This window comes from Thermostichus sp. OS-CIW-20, assembly GCF_054061455.1.
The window spans coordinates 87,107-104,063 of the sequence record NZ_JBSSEF010000005.1 but is presented as its reverse complement, the minus strand read 5'-3'; the positions used below and the strand labels follow the sequence as shown (position 1 = coordinate 104,063).

The 16,957-nt window shown below is 60.4% G+C and carries 14 protein-coding genes, 2 pseudogenes and 1 CRISPR repeat array; of the genes and pseudogenes, 3 read left to right on the top strand and 13 right to left on the bottom strand.

Features of this window, described 5'->3' with window-relative positions:
* Nucleotide 1 precedes the first annotated feature (1 nt).
* From ACVWXC_RS03760 to cas10, 9 genes are read right to left on the bottom strand one after another with little or no spacing between them, the layout of a single operon-like run.
* Entirely contained in the window at nt 2-1,048 is a 1,047-nt protein-coding gene (locus tag ACVWXC_RS03760; RefSeq protein WP_414401797.1) for an RAMP superfamily CRISPR-associated protein, read from the bottom strand.
* Entirely contained in the window at nt 1,045-1,521 is a 477-nt protein-coding gene (locus tag ACVWXC_RS03755; protein ID WP_099884153.1) for a hypothetical protein, read from the bottom strand. The genes ACVWXC_RS03760 and ACVWXC_RS03755 overlap by 4 nt, the downstream gene beginning before the upstream one ends.
* A complete protein-coding gene (locus ACVWXC_RS03750; RefSeq protein WP_099887204.1) occupies nt 1,518-2,498 on the bottom strand; it encodes an RAMP superfamily CRISPR-associated protein in 981 nt (326 codons plus the stop codon). The genes ACVWXC_RS03755 and ACVWXC_RS03750 overlap by 4 nt, the downstream gene beginning before the upstream one ends.
* Nucleotides 2,499-2,552: 54 nt before the next feature.
* Nucleotides 2,553-3,395, bottom strand: a complete 843-nt coding sequence (gene csx7 / locus ACVWXC_RS03745; RefSeq protein WP_457391072.1) for a type III CRISPR-associated RAMP protein Csx7 — start codon at nt 3,393-3,395, stop codon at nt 2,553-2,555.
* Nucleotides 3,396-3,414: 19 nt separating this feature from the next.
* Nucleotides 3,415-4,062: a hypothetical protein gene (locus ACVWXC_RS03740; protein ID WP_414329367.1), complete on the bottom strand. Its 648-nt coding sequence runs from the start codon at nt 4,060-4,062 to the stop codon at nt 3,415-3,417.
* Between the two features lie 3 nt (nt 4,063-4,065).
* Entirely contained in the window at nt 4,066-4,506 is a 441-nt protein-coding gene (locus tag ACVWXC_RS03735; protein ID WP_457391074.1) for a hypothetical protein, read from the bottom strand.
* Nucleotides 4,503-5,726: a type III-D CRISPR-associated RAMP protein Csx10 gene (csx10, locus tag ACVWXC_RS03730; protein WP_457391076.1), complete on the bottom strand. Its 1,224-nt coding sequence runs from the start codon at nt 5,724-5,726 to the stop codon at nt 4,503-4,505. Before csx10 ends, ACVWXC_RS03735 begins: the two co-directional genes overlap by 4 nt.
* Nucleotides 5,726-6,439, bottom strand: a complete 714-nt coding sequence (locus ACVWXC_RS03725; RefSeq protein ID WP_099812319.1) for an RAMP superfamily CRISPR-associated protein — start codon at nt 6,437-6,439, stop codon at nt 5,726-5,728. The genes csx10 and ACVWXC_RS03725 overlap by 1 nt, the downstream gene beginning before the upstream one ends.
* Nucleotides 6,439-8,634, bottom strand: a complete 2,196-nt coding sequence (cas10, locus tag ACVWXC_RS03720; protein WP_457391155.1) for a type III-B CRISPR-associated protein Cas10/Cmr2 — start codon at nt 8,632-8,634, stop codon at nt 6,439-6,441. The genes ACVWXC_RS03725 and cas10 overlap by 1 nt, the downstream gene beginning before the upstream one ends.
* Nucleotides 8,635-9,163: 529 nt before the next feature.
* Between cas10 and cas6 the strand changes: the two genes are divergently transcribed.
* Complete coding sequence (gene cas6 / locus ACVWXC_RS03715) at nt 9,164-10,315, top strand: CRISPR-associated endoribonuclease Cas6 (protein ID WP_457391078.1); 1,152 nt, start codon at nt 9,164-9,166, stop codon at nt 10,313-10,315.
* Between the two features lie 355 nt (nt 10,316-10,670).
* A CRISPR array of direct repeats spans nt 10,671-11,934; the repeat unit is 37 nt; unit sequence GTTTCCGTCCCCTTGCGGGGAAAAGGTAGGGATCAAC.
* A 274-nt stretch (nt 11,935-12,208) separates the two neighbouring features.
* Here the strand turns inward: cas6 and cas2 are convergent.
* Both cas2 and cas1 read right to left on the bottom strand, forming a co-directional pair.
* Nucleotides 12,209-12,487 (bottom strand): CRISPR-associated endonuclease Cas2, encoded by a 279-nt coding sequence (gene cas2, locus ACVWXC_RS03710; protein WP_011429772.1) that lies wholly within the window; start codon nt 12,485-12,487, stop codon nt 12,209-12,211.
* Nucleotides 12,487-12,972 (bottom strand): annotated as a pseudogene (cas1, locus tag ACVWXC_RS03705) (CRISPR-associated endonuclease Cas1); the annotation flags it as partial. The gene cas2 and the pseudogene cas1, both read right to left, overlap by 1 nt.
* Nucleotides 12,973-13,039: 67 nt before the next feature.
* On the opposite strand from cas1, the gene ACVWXC_RS03700 reads away from it, so the two are divergent.
* Nucleotides 13,040-14,233: an RNA-guided endonuclease InsQ/TnpB family protein gene (locus tag ACVWXC_RS03700; RefSeq protein WP_457391081.1), complete on the top strand. Its 1,194-nt coding sequence runs from the start codon at nt 13,040-13,042 to the stop codon at nt 14,231-14,233.
* Between the two features lie 12 nt (nt 14,234-14,245).
* On the opposite strand, the pseudogene ACVWXC_RS03695 reads toward ACVWXC_RS03700, so the two are convergent.
* A pseudogene (locus tag ACVWXC_RS03695) lies at nt 14,246-14,485 on the bottom strand (CRISPR-associated endonuclease Cas1); the annotation flags it as partial.
* An 11-nt stretch (nt 14,486-14,496) separates the two neighbouring features.
* Nucleotides 14,497-15,888 carry a TIGR03985 family CRISPR-associated protein gene (locus ACVWXC_RS03690; RefSeq protein WP_041438172.1) on the bottom strand — a complete coding sequence of 464 codons (1,392 nt, stop codon included), beginning with the start codon at nt 15,886-15,888 and terminating at the stop codon, nt 14,497-14,499.
* A 129-nt stretch (nt 15,889-16,017) separates the two neighbouring features.
* Between ACVWXC_RS03690 and crn3 the strand changes: the two genes are divergently transcribed.
* Nucleotides 16,018-16,947, top strand: coding sequence for a CRISPR-associated ring nuclease Crn3/Csx3 (crn3, locus tag ACVWXC_RS03685; protein ID WP_457391083.1), 930 nt, complete (start codon nt 16,018-16,020; stop codon nt 16,945-16,947).
* The last annotated feature ends 10 nt before the right edge of the window (nt 16,948-16,957 follow it).

The following is a 16,957-nucleotide window of genomic DNA, read 5'->3' as shown; positions in this document are numbered from 1 at the left end:
CTCAGTAGGCGGTGGTGGGCGGTTCGCGCAGATGGGTGGGGCTCAGGATGGCGGCCAACTGCCGAAGCTGATCGGGCAGGATGTAGCCCTGGGCAGCTTGGATCTGCTTTTGCACAAAGGCTTTGAGGGCTTCTCCTTCTAGGGTATCGGCTTGTGGGGGATCGTAGCGGCTATAGCGCTCTTTCAGGTTGCGGGGCTGCTCGATCTTGTCCAGGGTGACCTGCAGGGATCCCAGTCCTACAGGCTTGCCGCCCCCCACCTTCAGCAGCAGCGGATGCGCGGGATCCTGACCCAAAACCGTGAACAAGGTGCCCAGCTCGGCAGGGGTGAGGTTTTTGAAGTGGATCTGGGTTTTGAAAACCGTATTTTGCGCCGCCTGCTGGGTGGGTGTCCCCTTTTGATGGCCCTGCAAAGCCCTGCGGTGCGTGTAATAAAACTTGCGCCCAACCGCCTTGCCGTTTTCAAAGTAGGCTCTGCGCTGGTCGGGTCGGGGACGGTACAGCGGGGGCAGGGATCCGCCGCCGGAGCCGATGCCGGTGGCAACGGCATCCCTGAACTCCACCAGTCCCTGCCAGTTGAGGGCGCCAAAAACGCGGCTGGCAGGACATAGCCGCTCCTTCTGGCGGCAGGGCTGCCGCTCTGGTGGGATCCGATCTTTGTAGCGGCTGGTGATCACTGCAAGGGTGCTGTTGGTGATCGCCTCGTACATGGCCCGGATGGCCCCCTTGAGGGAGCTGCCCTGGATCTTGAGCCGCCCGTCGGGGGTGGTGGTCATGGTTTTGAGCACCGGGATCCCGTTGACGCCGACGTCGCTGCCCAAGGCCAGGTGGCCGGTGGAAATGTGGAGGGCGGTCTGCACCGTCAGGGTGAGAAAGAGGGTGCCGTGCAACTTGTCGGGATGGAACTTGGCGTGGCCGGCGGGATGCTCCAGCTTGGGAGGCTGTTGGGGAAAGGGGATCAGCTCGTAGGGTTTGCGAGCGACGGCTGGCTCACCTCTGCCCCGAGCTGGGTTGCCGGCGGGCAAGGGTCGGGGGCCTTGGGGAGTCATCTTGACCTCGGGATGAGAGCAACAAAGTGAACGCGGGCGGTGCGTCCATCGCGAAAGTAGCGCTGGCCCAGCTTGAGATGCCTCGGATAGCTAAGACCTTGGGGAAAGCGGGTTTCCAGGCTTTGGGATCCGTACAGGTCGGCCTCGCGATCCTCCCACTGCCACTCCCCGGCCAGCGGCACAAAGAAGTCGGGAGGAGGTTGGATCCCCAGATACAGCAGATCCCAGCCGCGGGGGGTGCTTTTCCAGCGCAACTCCCGTTGTTGGCAGAAAACCTGCCCCTCTTGACAGACCAGATCTGGTGGGATCCCCGCCTGAATGCCGCTGACGCGGTGGGGCCAGCGCAAAAAGGTGTAGGTTTCCTCGGCAGCGGCAAAACAGGCCGAGAGAACTTGGAACAACAAGGACGCCGTCCCGCTGTCGCCGGCGGCCAGATCCGGAACCTTGTGGGAGGCTACGTAGGCTGGTTTCATACCGCTTTGGTCTCCGTTTGCAAGAGCTGGGCCCAACTTTTAACGGCGGCGGCCAGCAGGTGCTCCACCTTGGCCTCAGACCTTTGCTCCCAGGTCAGCCGCGCCCCAAAGCCCAAGGGCATCGGCTCCGCCCCCACCGGCACTAACTGGCGATCGGGTTTGGCAAAGCCGTATTTGCCCGCCTCTTCTGGACTGAGAAACTCGCTCGCCCCCAGCAGGGATCCCCTTGGCCAGGCAAGCTGGGATCCCAGCAGCCGTAGCTCCTGGCTCCCCTCCTCCACCAGGCAGCCCGGGTAGTCCACCGTCGCCCACTCGTACTCCACCCGAACGCGGCCCATGCCGCGGGATTTGGCAAAGCCAATACCAAACCATCCTTCGTCCAGATCCCGCAGCACCAGCCCCAGCAGGCCCAGTTGGGCCAGGGTAAAGTTTTTCAGGTGGATCTTGGTTTGAAAGGATCCCTCTACGCACACTTGATAGCTGAACGGCCCCAGCCCCACCGCCACTGAGCCGAAGACGCGGTCGATGGCCACCCCATTACGTTCCTCCAGGCGCAGAGGTGTCCCCGGCTTGGGATAGGCATCTTCGATGCGGACCCGGCTGGCGATGGCTGTGTTGCCGAACATCTGATCCGTAAAGGAAGAAAGGGCGTAAACCCGGTGGGACTCTGCAATTTTTTCCAGCCACTGGTTGGCCTTTTGGTCGAGGGGATCGCTGGCCCAGAGTTGCAACTTGTTCCCCTCAGGCCGTCTGTCGCCGCCCACCGTTCGGACGATGCGCTCCGCGTGGGCGCGAATGGCCCCTTTGAGGGAGCTGCCGGGAAAATAGACTGTCCGCCCGCCGCCGCGATAGGTTTCCACAAACTCCATGTCGGGCTTTGTCGGATCTGCCCCTTGTTTGCCAGCTTTGATGAGCACAGGGCCATCTGGCTTGAGGGTGAGGCAGAGGGTGCAGTGGTTAACGTAGCGCTTGTGCATGGCCTGGGATCCTTCACTGAAGAGGAACAAGAGGGTTTTCGCCCAACCCTTGCGCTAGCTGCGGGGGCCGACGGGAGCGACAGCGGTTAGTTTGGCAACCAGGGCTTCCACCCAGTCTTGGCGCAAGGCGGCAGCCTCTTCCGGGCTAAGGGGTTGCCGGGATCCGGCCACCAGCTCTTGCAGATAGGTCAGCAGCCGCCGCGGATCCCCTTCTGAGTCAAACCAATAGACCGCCCCGATCTCCAGGCGGACGACCCCCAAGCCGCGGGAGCGCCCCCCTCCCAAGGGTATCTGCTCCGTTTCCAATTGGTGCAAGCCGATGGCCAGCAGGCCCAGCTCCCATGCTTCGGCATTTTCGACAACGGCGTGGAACTGAAAGGGGGTGTTGGCCGGCACCACTTGAAAGTCGTAGAGCTTGCCCTCTGCCGCCGTCTCCGTATCCCGATCGATGGCCACACCATCCCGCTCTTGGTATTGGCCAAACCAGGCTTCCCGCACCACGGGCAAATCGCGAATCTGCACTTTGCCCGCCAGCCAAGGGGATCCAAACACCTGCGAGACCCAGTCGGTGGCCTCGATCAGCTTTTGCGTCAGGGTTGCGTCGTCGTCTTTGTAGGTGTTCTTAATTTGGTTGACCACCCGGACTTGCTCGCTGCCGGTCAACTCGCTGGGATCCCTGGCCAGCCCTGGGTTGATGCCCCGCAAGAAACTTTCCAGGCGAGAGCGCATCGCCCCCTTCAAACTGGAGCCGGGAATGAGCGGACGGCCCAGCGCATCCTTGAGAACCGGCAAATCCGAGCCGATGGGTTCGGTGGAGCGGCCCACCCCGATGTGCAGAGCGGTCACGGTGGTGAGGGTGCCGGTGATTTCCAAGCGGTTTTTGAAAACGTCGAACATTGTTCCCTCAAATGGCTGCTCAAGTTAAGGCTTGTACTGCAGAGGTTTGCCATTCCCGAAGCGAGACGGAGCCCTTAATAAAACTCAAGAGGATCCCTAGGATCTGAGCAATTTCTGAGATAAAGTACTCCCTGTCATCGATAAAGAGTTGGTCACCCTCGAGTTTTGCAAATCGCCAGTTGGTTCCTGAGGTTACTGCTCCATAGACACTGTCTACTTGAGAATTGGAGTTCTTGTTAAAGACCTGTGCCCCCACCATACCGGCAACGCACTGGCCCAGACCCCCGATCAAGTCTTCTTTTTTGGCCTCAACGATAATCACCACCGGATCTTGAATGTAGAGTTGGAGAGGGGATAGGCAAATGATGTAGTCGCATAGGCCCACCAACCCCCTCTCGGGATCCACGTTGAATTCCTTGCCGGAAAACAGCGAGATTTGATCCCGACATAGGTACTTCACCTCTCCCAGCACAGGGGCGATGATAAACTCGGAGCGGGCTTTTTCGCTGTTGACCGAGGTGGCCAAGCCGAGATAGCGATCTAGGGTTATTTTCAAGTAATCGGAGCACTCAGTCGGTGGAACCTCTGCAAACAGGCCATGGATGATTCTTGACCTGAGCTGAAAGGTCGAAATGGCTCTCTCAAGGGTAAAACTGCTGTAGGTCACGGTCTAGGATCCTCCTCCCTCTCGCTTGTACTTGAGGTAGCGGGCCCCATAGCCCAGGTAGCGCCGAATCAAGTCAATTTTGATCTCGTTGACTTTGGGGGATGCTCTTTCAATTCCGGCTTCCCTGGCGATGGCTATAGCCCTTTGATGAATCCAGTTGTCGATGTCTTTGATGATGGCTTCTGCCAAAGAGTCTCTGCCCCGCCCCCACTTGTCATCGCGCCCCACCTGGTAGCGCAAAAAGTTCTTGATCACCTCTGAGCTTTCGGTGGAAGCTGCCACGTGCAATAGGTTGCGATATTGGGCCTCTTCCAATCTGTTGAGACCTCTGAAGTTATCCAAGGCGGCTTGAATTCTGGCGACCAGATCATCTTCGGCCAGCCGGATTTGCCGTTGGATCTTGAGCTCTTGTTCCGATGTGATCTCGCTGGTGGCGAAGGTCATAGCGGGTTCTCCCAGAAATGATGATGGAACGGACTGCAAACTTCGATTTGGCCGAATCCTTCAGCAGTGCGTTCGCCAATCCCCCAGTATTCCATCTCCGCCAAAATCGGGATCCAACGCTCCAGTTGCGTGGTGCTCAGCAGAAAGACGCTGCCCTGCGTGGTTACCAATTCTACATCTTTGAACAGACCCCAGGCAGCGTTCCAGCCGGAGACATAGGCGTAGCTGCTGAAGGCCAGCTCCAAAGCCAGGGATCCATCTTCGCAGTTGGCCTCTTCCTGGAGCATCGGCGGCGTGAGCACCGTGGTGCGTTGCCAGCGCTCCTTGAGGATGGCCCCCGACTGCAGCCCGATGGAGAAGTACTGCCGCTCCGGCGGCAAGGGCTGCCAGGGATCCCCAAACACCTGCCATTGTTGCCAGCGCTGCCGCAGCTTTTGGTTAAAGGCTGCCACCCGCTCAGCCAGGGAGGGCTTCGGGGCCCTCAGGTGTCGAGCGGCAAGGCTGACCCGGCCCAGCCCCCGCGACACCCCCCCTCCCAAGGACAAGCGGCGGGCGTGGGTGTTGAGGTAGCCGGCGAGGGCTGCCGCCAGCTCGCGATCCTGCAGATAGATGTGGCCGCTGAAGAGGGAAGGCTGCAAGCTCCCATCTCGCCCGGCCCGGCCCTCGTTGATCACCTCCAGGCTGTAGAGGATCTGGTCGGCGGCGGTGGCGCGGCGGCGGTTGATCCCCACCCGCGTGAGCAGGCGCTTGGACACGGCCACCCTTCGGTAGCGGGATCCCTCCTCCTGGCTGTAAAAGCCGCCGAAGGGCTCCACCCTGCCCCCGGAGCCATCCGGCTCTGCCGGATCAAAGGGGATCCCCAGCCGCTGCGAGCAGAAGCGATCCAGCAGTGTGTCGAACACCCCCGTTTTGCCCGCCTCTGAGCGGAAGCCGGCGTTGTTTTTGGAGCTAAAGGCCGTGGCCGGCAAAACCCGGCTGCCGGATCCCGGATAAGCATGGGTAAACACCGCCGCACGGGCCTCCGTGAACAGGGCGGCCAGATCTCCTGTCAGGGCCTCGCCGGGGCGGTGCCGGCTTTGGCGGAGCAGGAGGTCGGCCAAGGCCCCCCGGATCACGCTGCCGGGAATGAAGTCCTGGGCCTCGCTGATGGAGCCGCCCGGCTTTTGCCGACCGATGGCCAGGGGAGACTCGGCAGTGAGCGTGAGTTCAATGGCCTCCATCAGCTCCCTCCTCCGGCCAAAAAGGCCCAATCTGCGTCATTCGGCTGCAGGGCAGCTAGAGACTGGGGATCCCAGTGCAACCAACCCAAGCCTGCAGATTTGCTGCCTCCCAGCGCCCCAATGTGGTGCAGGGCCACCCGCAGCAGGGCCTTGCCCCAGGGAGGGCAGTCGGGCAAAAGCTGCAGGGATCCGGAGAAGATCAGCTCGGCTGCCGGCGAGGTCTCGATGAGGTAGAGCCGCTGATCCTCGGCGGTGCGGCGGCGGCGGTTGAGGGTGACTCCTGGGCGGAGGGTCGCTTCCAGCGCTGCCGGCGGCACCTCACAGACGAGATCCGCCACCCACAGGCGGGAAGGCAGGGCCGGATTGCCGAAGATCTGGCAGACCAGGCAATGGGATCCGGCGTAGCCCTCGACCTGGTATTCGGGGCGGTCGAAGTGGCCGTCGATCCCCTCCCGCTTGGGACACATGCGCTCCGGGTCGGGGGAGCGGCAAATGGCCCAGCCGAGGCCGCGGGCCAGCTTTTCGCACTCGTGGCGCAGCCTTCCCTTCAACTGGGAGCCGGGGATGAGCAGCCTGCCGTAGGCATCCTTGAGCAGGGGCTTGTCCGCCAGGGAGCCGCTGGAGCCGCCGGATCCCACCGCCAGAGCCGAGGCGAGGGTGGCCTTCAAAGGGATAGAGGTGCTCGTTTGGGGCAGCTCTGCCAGCCGAACCATCACTTCACCTCCACAGGAACGGGCCGGCCCTCGGCCTGGGGCTGTTTTTGGACAAAAGCGTACAGATCCACCAGATCCCGCCAGATGGTCTCGTAGGTGGGTTCCCCCTCCGCCGCCACGTACATCCAGGGGGGAAGGTGGCCGTCGTTGGTTTTGGCCTTGCACCAGGTGCGTTCAAAGGCCTCGATCAGCGGCTGCCCTTTTTGGCCCAGCCGGGTGCGGAAGTAGAGGTAGTTGAGGGTGGCGGTGCGCTTGCCTTTTTCCAAAAAGCCGCGGATTTGGTAGAGCTGGGAGCGGGGAAAATCCGCCGCCTGCAAAGCTTGCACCGTTCTCAGCAGCCCACGGATCTCCGGGACGGTGTAGGGGCCGGCGTAGAGCTTGAGGAGGTGGCCGTTCTGGCGATTCTCCAGGGCCTGCTGGCGAAAATCCTGGATGCTGGAGGCGATCAAAGTCACCGATTTCAAAGAGAGAAAGTCGATGGTGGCCACAGACCAGTCCTTGTCTTTGGGCTTCAGCTTTTTCGCGTAGCTCTTGGCGGATTTCAACAGTTGTTCGGTGAGCTTTTCGGCGTAGTAAATGGGGGTGTCTTCCGAGGCAAACAGCACGCCTGCCGAGGTGGAGAGCCGACAGAGCTGGTCTGGGCTGTCGGCCGGGTAGCGGTGCGGCACCTGGCCGAGGGAGCGGGCGGCGTAGGTGGCCGATTTGGCCAGCAGGATCTGCTCGAACTGCTCACAAAAGGTGGCGGCAATGTCCAGGGCCTTGTGGGCTGGCACCACCATCAGCACATCGTCCCCGCCGATGGTCAGGATCTCGAAGGGGTGGATCCACTCGCCGTTGCGGTCTCTGCCGCTTTCCGGATCCGGCGGCAGGCCCCGCAGCCGGTGCGCCTGCAGGTGCTGGGCAAGGGCGCGGTAAACGGCTTGTTCCGTGGCCTCGGAAACGTCGCGGCTAAATTGCCGGTAGGCCTCTGGGGTTTGGATCTGCTGCACGTAGCCGCCCATGTTGTTGCCGTCGGCGTAGAGGTAGGCCACAAAGCCCTGGCTGGCGTTGGCCACTTCCCGCAGCGATTGCGCCTCGCCGATCCCCTGGCCGGATCCCGCGCAGGGCTGCAAATAGCGCTCCCGGTAGGGCTCGCCGGCGGGAGAGTCAAGGAAGCGGGCAAATCGCGTTACCCAGCTTTCCACAAAGCCGGGATCCCAGGCGGGGAATTTGCGGAACCACCCCTGCTGGCCTGTCTCCAGGCGCTTGGCCTGGCGGCCCACCAGCGCTTTGCGGGCTGTGGCCTCCGATAGCCAGGGCTGACCTGGCAGGTCGGCTTTGGCCAGGGCCGGGCGGCGGTCGGTGCTGTCGCGGCGCAGGTAGGGGTGGGTTTCAAAACAGGCGGGATGGGCGCGGCTGGGACGACCGGGATCCGGATTGCCGTTGCGGCGGTGGTTGAAGCGGGCGGCCAGGTAACCCACCAACTCGTTGAAACTTTTGCGGTCTTGAAATCTGGCTTCGCTGCCATCCCCAAAATAGGCTCTCACCAGGGGATGGGTTTTGTGTTGCGCCAGCCAATCCAGCCAGGGGGTGCGTTCGATGGGATCCCGCAACAGGCCGTAGCGCAGTTCCAGCAGCCGAAAGGCGGATCCCACGGCGCAGGCGTTAGCGGTGAGGGTTTCTTCGGTGTAGCGCCGCTCGATGGCCTCGCAGAGGTCGTCCACATAGGCCGCCGGACAGAAGGCCAAGAGGTTGCCGCCGGTGGAGTAGATGAGGAGCTCCGGAATGAGAGCCTGCGCCAAAGCCGGGTAGTGCTGCTGCAGCCAGGGCCGAACCCGCCGGTTCACGTAGGCCTCCAGCTCTGCTCGAGACTCCTTCCCCAAGGCTTTCCACCCCAAGTAGGTTTGCTCGGGATCCCCAAAAAAGGCGGGCAGATCCACCAGGTTAATGCGATCCAACAGGGCCGAGGCGCCGCGAATTTCCGGCAGTTTGGCGGACTCGAAGACGTAGCCCTTGATCTTGGTAGCCCCCCCGTAAACCAAGCCGATGCGGCTGGTCTGCCGCCACAGCTCCGGATAGCGCGATTGCAACTCTGCCAAGGTTTTGGGAAAGGTTGTGGCCGCCACGCTTTCCTGAAATTGGCGCACCTGCGCCCAGAGGGGCTGCAGCGCCTCCGGGATCCCGGCTGCGTCGTCGGTGCGGATGGCTGCGCACATCTGCTGCAGAATCGGCAAGGGAAATTGGGGATCCCGCCCTTCTCCCCAGGCCAGGCACCAGGCCAAGGCGATGGGCACGGGGGAGGCAGAGGAGGTAGCGGTCATGGGCAACACCTGGCAAAAAAGAAGATATAGAACGCAGCTGCTGTGCTGGCGGGCAAATCCGGCCCTGACTTTTGACTGGAGCGATCCTTGAACTTCACAAATCCTTCATCAAAACCAAAGGCGCTTCAAAAAGACGGCGTCGGCAATAGCAGCCACGCGGGCAGAGAATCGCAGCCGACAGAGAGAGGCCATGGCAGTGACTGATGGTTGCATTTTGCAGTTCCAGACTGGGAGACAGTATAGGCCGATTTGGATTCATTGCCAACAGATTCAAGACTTTTTTCGGTTGGCCCAGCCAGCGATTTAAAGGTAAAGCAAATTGGAAGGGATCCCTTCTCAAATCCTCTCAAAGGAAAAGTGGCTCTAGGTTGATTTTGGATAGGGGCTGCTATTGACTGGGGATGAGCAGAAATGGGATGGGCCTATGCTGACCAAGTTGAGTTTTTCAGAGCCACCCGTCGCCGGAGCAGAAAACAGCAAGTGGCCGGCGGGATCCGAGCTGGTGGGGATCACCTTGGAAGTTCAGGCTCCTCGGTCTTACCTGCTGGATCCCCACTATGCCAAAGGGCTGCACGCCTGGTTCTTGAGCCAGGTGCAAGAGACAGACCCGCAGCTATCTGCCTATTTGCACGATGGAGAATCGGAAAAACCCTTTACCCTCTCCCGGCTGATGGGGCCCTTCCGCGAGCAGGGGGGGCGACTGCTGATCCCGCCCCAGATCCCCTTCCGCTGGTCGATCACCGCCCTCAACCCCCAAGTGGTGGAGTGGCTGCGGGAATGGTGCCGACGGCTGCCCCCCTGGCTGGAGTTGCGCGGATCCCCGCTGCAGATTCTGGGATGGAAGGTCTCAGCCCCCCCGCGCACCTATCGTCAACTGCTGGAGCAGCCCCTTGTCCGTCGCTCCTGGAGCCTCTCTTTCATCTCGCCCACCAGCTTTCGCCACCGCGGCCACCATTTGCCGCTGCCGGTGCCTCGCAACCTGTTCCACAGCTATTTGCGCCGTTGGAACGATTTTTCCGGCCTGCCCATCGAGGTAGAACCTTTTCTGGATTGGGTGGATGGGGAAGTGGTCATCCAGCGGCACCGGCTGGAATCGGTCAAAACCACCGCCGGCCGCCAGGGATCCGTGACGGGCTTCGTTGGCTGTGTACAGTTGGCGGTCTCCACCCGCGCGTCTGAACTGTTGCAGCAGCAGCTCCAGGCCCTGATCCACTTCGCCCCCTACTGCGGCACCGGCCACAAAACCCCCTTTGGGCTGGGGCAAACCCGCCTGGGTTGGCTGGCCGAAGAGCTGCCCGCCACCCCTGTCCCTTCCCGGGAAGAGCAGGTGGCCCAGCGGATCGAGGAGCTGAGCGCCCTCTTCCTCAGTCAGCGGCAGCGCCAAGGGGGATCCCGCGCCGAAAAAACTGCCCAACTGTGGGCGACGATCCTGGCCCGCCGCGAAGGTGGAGAGAGCTTACAACAGATCGCCGCTGATTTGGAGATGCCCTACGAGACGGTGAAGACCTATGCCAAGCTGGCCCGCCGCTCTCTCCAGTCTGGATCCCAGGACTACTCGTCGAGCAGTCTTCCCTAGATGACTTGAGGTACTTTGTTGAGCCTGATACATTCACGCTGAACTCTCCTGAACATGGTTCAGGAAAGAAGCGATCGCATCCTGCCTATCTCTGAGCAGGAAGGCGGTATCCCGCAAAGCCCTGAGGAATACCCCCCGAGCGCTTTCCCCCTTCACTTCCCGGCAACCGTTGCGGTGGACTCAAGGATCAGGGGGAAACTTGGTCTACTATATCCCTCTCAATGACTTTTGCCAAACCGCCTAAAGCTCAGTAAATTCAGCAAAGTTCAGGGTTTTGGGGGTTAGAGGCATGCTCTTGCAGGGAGAAGGTAGAGATCAACCTCACTTCTCTTTGCTCATTACTCGCTTCTCTCTAGTTTCCGTCCCCTTGCGGGGAAAAGGTAGGGATCAACGATGAGGGGGAATTTGTTCAACACACACCCAAAGGCCTAGAAGTTTCCGTCCCCTTGCGGGGAAAAGGTAGGGATCAACGTGTCTCCAACAATAACGTCCGTGAGTGGTTGAAACCGTTTCCGTCCCCTTGCGGGGAAAAGGTAGGGATCAACGGTTGAATCTGTCTTGCCTTGCCCTCAATGGGGTAAAGTTTCCGTCCCCTTGCGGGGAAAAGGTAGGGATCAACCCCTCAAAGGCTGCCACCTCTGTGGTAGCCTTTTTATTGTTTCCGTCCCCTTGCGGGGAAAAGGTAGGGATCAACGGAAGTTGTAGATAAGTTTACCCCAGTTGATACTAACTCTGTTTCCGTCCCCTTGCGGGGAAAAGGTAGGGATCAACTTGAAACCTTTTGGTACGATTGCTGACTTGTTAGATATTGCAGTTTCCGTCCCCTTGCGGGGAAAAGGTAGGGATCAACTACTGGGGCTTCTAGGGCCTGCTCAGAGAATATTCTGAAAGGTTTCCGTCCCCTTGCGGGGAAAAGGTAGGGATCAACACGAAGTTACCATCCGTGAAGCACTGCGGATGACCCAATGTTTCCGTCCCCTTGCGGGGAAAAGGTAGGGATCAACCCTCTGGTTAAACGTGCCGCCAGGGGAGCTACCGATTAGGCAGTTTCCGTCCCCTTGCGGGGAAAAGGTAGGGATCAACTCCCTTCATGGGTAGTAGCAGGTAGCACCATCTAGTTCCCGTTTCCGTCCCCTTGCGGGGAAAAGGTAGGGATCAACTCCACAATCTTCTCTCGTATTCCGGGTAAAGTACACTATGAAGTTTCCGTCCCCTTGCGGGGAAAAGGTAGGGATCAACATCGTTCAACTGGGTCTTATTGACAAGCATATGGACGTTTCCGTCCCCTTGCGGGGAAAAGGTAGGGATCAACGAAGCAGAGCTAACAATCAACGGCCAGCACTTTACCACTGGCGTTTCCGTCCCCTTGCGGGGAAAAGGTAGGGATCAACAGGTACCACCCCCCGTTTCTGTGCTTACAGAATTTGGAGGTTTCCGTCCCCTTGCGGGGAAAAGGTAGGGATCAACGATTCCGGATGGAGGGCCCATCAAAGGGTACCTGGCAGAAGGTTTCCGTCCCCTTGCGGGGAAAAGGTAGGGATCAACATACCTGCTCTACCTCTTTGTTAATAGGCTCGGTATAGTTTCCGTCCCCTTGCGGGGAAAAGGTAGGGATCAACCCTACCCCCGGAAAAGCCTGAACTCATGAGGTTTTCAAGGTGCGCTTGCGAGGGAGTACGGAGACTTCCCGACACAGATATTAACATTGGTTTGGCGGATAAGCGCAAGTCGGGAAATTTGCTCTTTTAGAGACGTTATGCTGCATTGTTGCGCCAATTCCGGCAAGAGCTACTAGATTCCTCTTAAAGGCTGGCGTCGGTAAGGAAAGGCTAGCGATAGCTTGCCCCGACGGATCGCGCACAAAACTTTACAATTTTGGCCGAGCTGAGAACCTCAAAAAATGAGGTAGTCCGGCGGCTCGTAGGGGGGAGGCCCGCCGAAGACCTTGGTGCGTTGTTTGGCGCTGGCATCCAGAGGGTAGGCCCGCAGGCTATCTTCCTGGAGGTTGAGCAGAGGCAGCCACGACTTTTCCAGCTTCTCTTCCAGCTCGGCAGTGTCCAGGGGGCATTCAAAAACGGAGTATTGCACTCGCTGGCAGCACTGCTCCAGGCGTTTGGCCAACTGGTGTCGGCGCTTATCGTCCACCACGTCGTAGCAAACCAACCACAGCATCAGCGCAGCTCTATGGGCTCATAGTCTAGGTCACCGCTCACCAGGCAACGGCTCAGCCGGCGGGCTTGCTCCAGCACAATTTGACTGAGGGGCAGGCGGCGAGATTGGGGAGGATAGAGCAATGGCTCGCGGAAGCGGCGTTCCAGCTCTCCCAAAAACAGTTTTTTGGCCAGGGATCCCAGCCATATGCCTGTCCCATCCGGCGACGGCTCAAAGTCTTCCGGCGTGAGCAGGCCAGCCTTGACAAGCTGGAGCACAGCCCAATCCACCACCAAGGGTCGAAACTCCTCCATCATGTCCAGCACCAGGTTGGGGCGATAGGGCAAATTGGCGTGGAAAAAGCCCAGGTAGGGATCCAACCCGGCCATCACCACTGCCGAGAACACGCGGGCCAGCAGCACCCCGTAGCCCCAACTGAGCAGAGCGTTGATCGGGTCGAGCGGCGGCTGTCGGTTGCGGCCAGTGAAGTTCCACTCAGCTAGAAATCGCAGGAGCCCCGCACTGTACCCGTAGGGTCAGTGTCGGGAGGAATGCGGAAGTTATGATAGAACCATGACCCAAGTCCTGACCGTATCCTGCAAGCTCAAGGCGTCCCAGTCGCAAGCCGCCAAATTGGACGCGACTTTGGAGGCTTTTGGCCAAGCCTTGAATTGGGTCAACCAGAACACGCCGGAGAAAGTCGCCAACGCCGTTAAGCTCCAGTCTCTGTGCTACCGCGAAATCCGTGCCCGGTTCGGCTTATCCAGTAACTTGGCTCAGCAGGTCTGCAGACGGCTGGCCGGCGCCCGTAAAGTTGCCCAACAGAAAAACCGTCCGGTCAAAGCGTTCAAGAGAGGCTTTGCGACCTACGATGCCCGTATCTTTTCGTTTCGCGAGAAAGACTGGACGGTGTCGCTGACCACGGTGGAGGGTCGAGAGCGCTTTGAGCTGGCGATTGGCCGCTACCAGAGAGAACGGCTGGCGGGCTCCAATCCCAAATCTGCCACTCTGGTCAAGCATAAAGACGGCTCCTACTCTATTCAGATCTGTGTGGAAACGGAGCCATCCCCACCGCAACGCACGGGCAGAGTGCTGGGGGTGGACTTGGGAAGGACAGATATTGCCCATACGTCAGAGGGGGACAATTGGAATGGACAGCAGTTGAACCGAATCCGAGACCACTACTCCAAGCTGAGGGCGGCACTCCAACGCAAAGCCAGTAAGGGCACACGCAGTTCGCGGCGCAGATGCCGTCAACTGTTGCAACGGCTGTCTGGCAAGGAGAGGCGCTTTCAGGCGTGGGTCAATCATCGCATCTCCAAAGCTATTGTCTCTAGGGCAAAAGCTACCAACAGCGCTATCGCCCTAGAAGACCTGACAGGGATCCGGGAAAGGGTCAATCAACAACCCCGCAGCAAAGCCGAACGGCGCAGGGCCAACAGTTGGGCGTTTTATCAACTCCGTCAATTTTTGGAGTACAAGGCTCTGCGTGCAGGGGTTGCTTTGATTCTGGTGCCGCCTGCCTACACGTCGCAGACCTGCCACCGGTGTTTGCACATTCATCCCGACCCTGCGCAATCCTACCGCAGTGGAAAGAAGTTTAAGTGTGGACACTGTGGATGGGAAGGGGATGCGGATTTGAATGGTGCGAATGTGATTGCGCTTTTGGGGGCTGCCGTAAACCAGCCTAGAGGCTCGTGGTTGGCTTGCCAACTGCAGGGCTACCGAAAGCCCGCCCTGTACTGCGAAGCAGTCAGGGTCGGGTAGTTTACAGTTGGTGGAGAAGGATCCCTGCAGGCGACCGCGAAAACCGCCATCCGCATGCAAAAAAATGGTTTCGATGCCTCGATCCAGCAGTTGGGCCAAAGCTGCGCTGGTCAATTGGATCCCGGGCAACACCACCACCAGCTCCACCTCCGCAAGGCGGCAAAGTTGCTCTTGACCACGGCGGCGAATGAGCAAGCTTTGGTTCTGGCAGTGAACCACAGTCCCCGGCTCGGTTAGGTAGAGGGTGGTCATGGGCAGGAAGGTCAAGAAAGCTTCAGGTCGGGGCGATAAAACTGCAGCTCTGCCTGGGCTTCCCGAGCCATCTGTTCCCGGTAGGCCAGGGGAGCGATCACCTCGCCGTTGGGCCGCCAATCCCGCAGGCGCATGGTGAAATTGGTGTCTCCCACCCGCACATAGGCGCAGAAGTAGCGGTCGCTGGCCGGCCTCTGCCGGAGAATGTGCAAGATCTTTTCCCGTTCCCCCGCATCGGCGATCTCCCGCCGCACCAAAGCCGGGATCCGCTCGTAGGCAATGGGCTGGAAGGTGGGGTGGCGTACTGTGTTGTCCACGTAGCGGCGGGCAAACTGCGGCGCAAAGCGCAGGATCAAGAGCGCCTTGGGCAGATAGAAATCGGATCCCCAGGCCTCTTCCCAGGCCGCTTGCACCTCCTCAGGAGTGGGCAGATTCCCCTGCCTCTGGCGGGCCAAGAGCTCCGCCGGCACCGCAGGGTCAGACCAGGGCACCACCGTCAGGCGAGGCGAGCGAATGCGATCCAGGCGAAAGTTGTGCCAGCCCAGGGATCTGGCAGCGTGCGGGAGCTGGCCGAAGGCGGCCAAGTACTTGGCGCGGCGGGCATAAAACAGGCAAACCGGGTAGGTGAGGACCTTTTGGATCCCGTGCTGGCGAGTTTCGTAATCAAAGCGGATCAGCCCTGCTGCCGGTTTTGTCCAGAAAGCCTCTAGCTGGTTTTGGTATTCGTCCACCCGCTCCTGCTGTTCGTCGGAGAGGATGTACTCAAACCAGACAAAGAGCCGCCGCTGCGAGTGTTGATGCCCCCCCCAGATATCGTCCAGCAACACCTGCACATCGGGATGCACAAAGGCCACGTCGCTGAGGACGTGGTAGATCTGCTCAAGCTGGCTACCCGACAACGTCAAGGCCGAGGCGGGCGTCGGCAAGGGGGGGCGATCCCCGGCGGCACGGCAGCGAAAGTTATCTCTTCGCCTGGAGTTGGCCTCGATTGGCTGCAGCCAGCCCTGAGCGGCCAGGTAGTCCAGCTCTTTGCGCAGGGTGCGGTGGGTCTTCAAAAAGGGCCGGCTGGCCAGCCGCGTCTCCAGATGGGGAACTTCGGCTTTTAAGGCGGCCAGCAGGTCGGGATGCTCCAGCCAAAAGCTCAGAGGCTTCTGGCAAATGCAACTGGGATCCGGGCAGGAGATCCCATGGGGCAAATCCTGCCGGGGGTGGCTGGGCGAGAAGAGGCGATCGCGGATGTGGGTGTAGCCAAAGGTCTCTGGCAGATCCGGCCAACGGTTTTCGCTGTACAAACCCTGGAGCAACACCCAGAGACGCACCGCCCGCTCCAGGCGCTCTGCCAACTGCCCGCCTGCCAGCCAGCGCAACACCTCCACCGTCAAAGGCAACTCCCCTCCGTTCATCTCCCCCTCCAGGGCAAGGCACAGACCAAGGTCGGATCCCTTCGCCCCTACTCTGCCAACAATTGGAAGATCTTGCTTCCAATCTTCCCCATACTGGGGCCAGGCTGTTGTCTTTCTGTCCCAATTTCCATGTCTGCTGTGGCGCTGCAGTTGCGGTCTGGCTATCTGGCCCATTGGCCGCAGAAACCCCATCTTGGGGGGCTACCGTTTCAGGTGATTGAAATCGAGCTGACCCGACCGGATCGGCTGGTTTTCCCGGAAGATCTGGCCCAACTGCGCCTGCCTGGGGGGATCGACCCCCGCTTGGGAGTGGTGCTGAGCGGGCGCGCCCCCATCTGGCTCTACGGCTGGTTGGTGCACGAGTGCCACTTTACCCGCTGGGTGGCCTGCTATGACCCACGCTTGGGGGCAGTGGTGGTCTCCAGCCATAGCCCAGACGTGCAGGTGGGCGAGATCATTCCCTGGGTGCAGGGCAGGCCAGGCAAGGCCTACGGCCCGCTGACGCGAACAGAATTGGCGGCGGCGGTGATGGTGGTGGGCCCCCCCGACAGTGGCAAAAGCCGTCTTGCCCGCGCCCTCTTCGAAGCTCTGCTGCCGGAGCATCCCGATATTTATCTGCAACGGGCCCATTGGGATGGGGAAGGCAATTGGACGTTGGATCTGCCGCCGGAAGAAGCCAAAATCCTCAAGCACCGCTACCGGGGCCGCCTGACCCCCGATTTTTTCAGCTTTCACGCCCAGGCCATCCTCGCCCTGCGCCAACAAAAAAGCCTGGTGATCGTGGATGTGGGCGGCAAGGTGGATCCCCACAAGCAGCCGATCCTGGAAGCCTGCTCCCATTATCTCTTGGTCAGCCGGGATCCGGCGGCCATCCCCCTCTGGCATGAGTTTTGTCGGGATCGGGGCAACTTGCGGTGTGTGGCCGTCCTGCACACCGGCCCCTGCCCGGAAGATCTACCCAGGGATCCCAACCAACTGGAGCTGTGCTGGGATCCCGGCTCTCCGCTGCCTGCCGAGCTGGTGCGGGTGGTGCGCGGCTTGGTCGGCTCGGCAGGATAATGGCAGGGAG

Bases quoted from the DNA above. Each gene is read 5' to 3' on its own strand.
- ACVWXC_RS03725 (WP_099812319.1), bottom strand. From the start codon at position 6,439: ATGGTTCGGCTGGCAGAGCTGCCCCAAACGAGCACCTCTATCCCTTTG.
- crn3 (WP_457391083.1), top strand. From the start codon at position 16,018: ATGTCTGCTGTGGCGCTGCAGTTGCGGTCTGGCTATCTGGCCCATTGG.
- cas6 (WP_457391078.1), top strand. From the start codon at position 9,164: ATGCTGACCAAGTTGAGTTTTTCAGAGCCACCCGTCGCCGGAGCAGAA.
- csx10 (WP_457391076.1), bottom strand. From the start codon at position 5,726: ATGGAGGCCATTGAACTCACGCTCACTGCCGAGTCTCCCCTGGCCATC.
- ACVWXC_RS03755 (WP_099884153.1), bottom strand. From the start codon at position 1,521: ATGAAACCAGCCTACGTAGCCTCCCACAAGGTTCCGGATCTGGCCGCC.
- cas2 (WP_011429772.1), bottom strand. From the start codon at position 12,487: ATGCTGTGGTTGGTTTGCTACGACGTGGTGGACGATAAGCGCCGACAC.
- ACVWXC_RS03735 (WP_457391074.1), bottom strand. From the start codon at position 4,506: ATGACCTTCGCCACCAGCGAGATCACATCGGAACAAGAGCTCAAGATC.
- cas10 (WP_457391155.1), bottom strand. From the start codon at position 8,634: ATGTGCGCAGCCATCCGCACCGACGACGCAGCCGGGATCCCGGAGGCG.
- ACVWXC_RS03750 (WP_099887204.1), bottom strand. From the start codon at position 2,498: ATGCACAAGCGCTACGTTAACCACTGCACCCTCTGCCTCACCCTCAAG.
- ACVWXC_RS03760 (WP_414401797.1), bottom strand. From the start codon at position 1,048: ATGACTCCCCAAGGCCCCCGACCCTTGCCCGCCGGCAACCCAGCTCGG.
- csx7 (WP_457391072.1), bottom strand. From the start codon at position 3,395: ATGTTCGACGTTTTCAAAAACCGCTTGGAAATCACCGGCACCCTCACC.
- ACVWXC_RS03690 (WP_041438172.1), bottom strand. From the start codon at position 15,888: ATGAACGGAGGGGAGTTGCCTTTGACGGTGGAGGTGTTGCGCTGGCTG.
- ACVWXC_RS03700 (WP_457391081.1), top strand. From the start codon at position 13,040: ATGACCCAAGTCCTGACCGTATCCTGCAAGCTCAAGGCGTCCCAGTCG.